Below are 4,013 nucleotides of genomic sequence, written 5' to 3'. Positions count from 1 at the left end.
CGGCGAGTACACCTACTTCGACGACCCCGACGGAGCCACCCGCTTCGAGGAGCGCAACGTCCTCTACGCCTACGGCCCCGAACGGCTGGTGATCGGCAGGTACTGCGCCCTCGCCACCGGAACCCGCTTCCTGATGGCCGGAGCCGCCCACCCGACCATCGGCGTTTCCACCTTCCCCTTCACGATGTTCGGAGGCAGCTGGACCGAGCAGACCCTCGACATCGTCACGGGCCTGCCCAGCCGCGGCGACACCGTGGTCGGCAACGACGTCTGGTTCGGCTACGGCGCCACCGTCCTGCCCGGAGTCCGGATCGGCGACGGCGCGATCATCGCGGCCGGTGCGATGGTCACCGCCGACATCGAGCCCTACACGATCGTCGGCGGCAACCCCGCCCGCCCGATCCGACGCCGCTTCGACGACACCGACATCGACCGCCTGCTCCGCGCGGCCTGGTGGGACTGGCCGGTCGAGCTCGTCACCGAGCACGTCCGCACCATCATGTCCGGCACCCCAGCCGACATCGAGGCGATCGCCGACGCGAACGGTCTACTCGCCTCCTGACCCGCCGACGCCCGGCAGGGGCATTGATCACCAACAGACAGGTGCGCGAAGATGGCGCCTCCCTGCTCCACGCTCCGCCCCGTCCGCCGCTGAGCCATGCGCCCAGCTCCCTGGTCCGTCCGACGCCGTACGGTCCTCGCGCCCGCCGGTTCCGTTCGTTCGGAGGGATCCTCCTCATGCGTGCCTCCCAGTTCTCGTCCTCATCGGTTCTTCGTGATCTGCCGGTCCTGCTCGTGGCAGTGGTGTGGGGGTCGAGCTTCCTCGCCGTCCAACGGGTGGCAGAGCCGGGGACGGTCGTGGCGATGCTCGTACTGCGCTTCGGACTGGTACTACCGCTGCTCGCACTGATCGCCCGGCGGGCACTGCGACGGCTGAGCCGCGCCGAGTGGCTCGGCGGTGCCGCACTGGGCCTGGTGCTCAGCGGAATCTTCCTGCTGGAGACCTACGGCGCCGTGCACACCTCCGCCACCAACGCCGGACTGATCATCAGCCTCGCGATGGTGCTCACCCCGCTCGGCGAGAGCGCCCTCGGCCGAACCGCGCCACCACGCGCCTTCCTCGCAGCAGCCGGACTGGCCATCGTCGGCGTCGCCCTGCTCACCGGAGACGGCGGGCTGCGCCCACCCACGCTCGGCGACCTGCTGATCCTGGGCGCAGCCCTGGTCCGCTCGGCGTACGTCCTCGCCATGGCCCGCACGCGAGCCGTCCGCGACACCGACATGCTCGCCGTGACCTGGGTCCAACTCGCCACCGCCACGACCGTGTTCGCGGTCGTCGCACTGGCCGTGGGGCCCGCGCCGTGGACCGTCGCGCTCTTGTACGGAGCCGGCCAGTGGGCCTGGCTGCTGCATCTGTCCCTGTTCTGCACGCTGTTCGCCTTCTTCGTCCAGATGTGGGCGGTCCGGGCCACCTCCCCGTCCCGAGTGAGCCTGCTGCTCGGTACCGAACCGCTGTGGGCCGCCATCTTCGGCATCACCATCGCCGGGAACCGGATGGGTCCGCTGGCCCTGCTCGGCGGGGTTCTGGTGCTGGTCGCGACCGAGTGGGGCCGTCGTACCGCCCCGGCTCCGAGTCGCGACACAGCGACCGAGCGGGTGCCGGAGCCCGCCGTGGCCTGACCCGCCACCGCCGCCGCCACCGTCACGTCGTACGTCACCTCCGTCACCGGCGCCGCAGGGTGCGGCGCGCGAAGTCGATGGTGACCGCGCCGAGCAAAGGCCCCCAGACGACCAGGGGCAGGTAGGCCAGGGTCATCACCAGGGCGGCGAAGCCGCGGGGCGAATCCGGCTCGGCCATGTTCCGCGCCCAACCGCCGAACAGGGAGAGCAGCCCCATCGCGGTCAGGACCGCAGACCCCAGCGCGGCCGGAACGATCGCGGCGAGTGGAGGGACCCGCCGACCGCCGATCAGCGGAATCCACCCGGGCGCCACCTGCCCCCAGGGCCGGACCAAGCCCACGGTCAGGAACGCCAGCGACTCGGCCAACGCGCTCAGCACCACCACGTAGACAGTGCCCCAACCCGGCTGGTGCTCGGCGTACCGTGCGGCCGTCGCGCCGGTGAAGCCGACCGGGACGCCGAATCCGAACGCGATCCGCCACACCCCCGAGGGGACGGTGGTCCAGACGGCCGCCTTGGCGGCGAGCTCCGCCCAGCGCGGTGCGGGCGGCACGACCGGGGCCGCCGGGACAGCCGCCCGGACGCGGTGAGCGGTGTTCCGAACGTTGGCCACAAGCTTCGACATGGTGGTGGACTCCCTTCCGGTCCGGCCTTCCCGGCCGGTGCGATGACTCAAGAGTGGAGGCCCACCAGGGGTGCACGGCAGATGCCGATCGGGCTGTATCTCCTGCTCAACCGCCCTCTGAAATATGCCGATCAGCACAGGCGAACCGCCTTGGACGCGTCGTAATGTGACGGCAGTCGAAGAAAGGCGGTGACGATGACTCAGATCCTGGCCGCGGTCGTTCCGGCACTTCTGTTGCCCGTGTGGGCGGCCCGCGGGCGCCACTCGGCCGCAGCCCTGACCGCGGCGGTCGGGGCGATGTCGGTGGTGATGACCATCGTCGTCTGGTTGGCCGGCCGCTGGGCGGAGCCCGACCGTTGGCCCGCACTGCTCGGCCTGGTCGAACTGGCCGCCCTGCTGCTGTCGGTGGTCCTCACCCTGCGGAGCGAGGACGGCCCACGGTGCGCTGCAGCGGCCTGGACGGCCTGCGGCGCGGTCGCGCTCTGGCCGTCCCGCTTCGGGGCGATCAACGGGCCCGCCGACACGCTGACCATCTTCGGGTTCGGATCGATGCTGTCCCTGCCGGCCGTCCTGATCGGCCTCTACCTGCGCGGTCTGGACAACGGGCGGCAGCGGGCGGTCGCCGAGGCCAGGCGGAGCCAGCGCCTCGAACTCGCCCACGACCTGCATGACTTCGTGGCCCACGACGTCAGCGGCATGGTCGCCCAGGCCCAGGCCGGGGCGTACCTGGCCTCGATCGACCCGGCCCGCGCGGTCGAGATGTTCGAGCGGATAGAGCAGGCCGGACAGCGGGCCCTGGCTTCGCTGGACAGGACCGTCCAGCTGCTGCGCACCGAGGACGGCGCCGACCGCGGACCACAACCGGCACTGGCCGAACTCGCGGAGGTGGCCGAGCGGTTCACCGCCGCCGGTGGCGCCGAGGTCCGGCTGGAGCTGCCGGAGGAGCCGGTGCCGCGAGAGGTGGAGGGCACGGTCCACCGGATCGTCGTCGAGGCCCTCACCAACGTGCGTCGGCACGCTCCGGCCGCACGGTTGGTCGAGATCCTGGCCCGCCGAAGCGGTGGATGGCTGGAACTGACCGTGACCAACGACGGCCGGGCGCCGGCTCCGGGAGGGAAACCGCGCAGGGGCGGCGGAAGCGGCCTGCCGGGCCTGGCGGCCCGGGTGGAAGCCCTCGGCGGCTCACTGGGAGCCGGCCCGCACGAGCGGGAGGCGTGGCAGGTGAGAGCGCTGCTGCCACTGGAAGGAGTCGGCGGAGGGCCCACAGGGCCGCAGAAGCCGGCACGGATCGATACCGGGGAGGTTCAGGTATGAGGAGCGGTACAGGGCCGATTCGGATCCTGGTCGCCGATGACCAGGCCGACGTCCGCAGCGCGTTCCGGATGATCCTGGACGTCCAGCCGGACATGACGGTGGTGGCGGAGGCGGCGGACGGTGCCGCGGCGGTGGCGGAGGCGAAGAGGCTGCGGCCGGACGTGGTGCTCGCGGACATCCGGATGCCGAAGCTCGACGGTCTGGAGGTCACGCGGCAACTGGCCGACCAGTGCAAGGTGATCGTGGTGACCACCTTCGACCTGGACGAGTACGTGCACACGGCTCTGAGGCACGGTGCGGCGGGATTCCTGCTGAAGCGTTCGGGGCCGGTACTGCTGATCGAGGCGGTCCGCGCGGCGATAGCCGGGGACGCGTTGATCAGCCCGCAGATCAC

5 protein-coding genes are annotated in these 4,013 nt (G+C 71.5%); 4 read left to right on the top strand and 1 reads right to left on the bottom strand.

All coding sequences use genetic code 11. The features are described from left to right. The coding region (locus tag J0670_RS32250) for a CatB-related O-acetyltransferase (protein ID WP_207815583.1) at positions 1–562 on the top strand (562 nt) is incomplete at its 5' end. Between the two features lie 176 nt (positions 563–738). Then, on the top strand, positions 739–1,680 hold the full coding sequence (locus tag J0670_RS32245; RefSeq protein WP_207815581.1) for a DMT family transporter: 942 nt from the start codon (positions 739–741) through the stop codon (positions 1,678–1,680). Between the two features lie 43 nt (positions 1,681–1,723). On the opposite strand, the gene J0670_RS32240 is transcribed toward J0670_RS32245, so the two are convergent. After that, positions 1,724–2,305 carry a hypothetical protein gene (locus J0670_RS32240; protein WP_243437837.1) on the bottom strand — a complete coding sequence of 194 codons (582 nt, stop codon included), beginning with the start codon at positions 2,303–2,305 and terminating at the stop codon, positions 1,724–1,726. A gap of 195 nt (positions 2,306–2,500) precedes the next feature. On the opposite strand from J0670_RS32240, the gene J0670_RS32235 reads away from it, so the two are divergent. Further along, positions 2,501–3,619: a sensor histidine kinase gene (locus J0670_RS32235; protein ID WP_207815579.1), complete on the top strand. Its 1,119-nt coding sequence runs from the start codon at positions 2,501–2,503 to the stop codon at positions 3,617–3,619. After that, a partial coding sequence (locus J0670_RS32230) for a response regulator transcription factor (protein ID WP_207815577.1) occupies positions 3,616–4,013 on the top strand: 398 nt, incomplete at its 3' end. The genes J0670_RS32235 and J0670_RS32230, both read left to right, overlap by 4 nt.

It is taken from the genome of Streptomyces sp. FH025 (assembly GCF_017427025.1).
Lineage (GTDB): Bacteria > Actinomycetota > Actinomycetes > Streptomycetales > Streptomycetaceae > Kitasatospora.
Note: the sequence above shows the minus strand (reverse complement) of the source record. Positions and strands in the feature narration are given on the sequence as shown.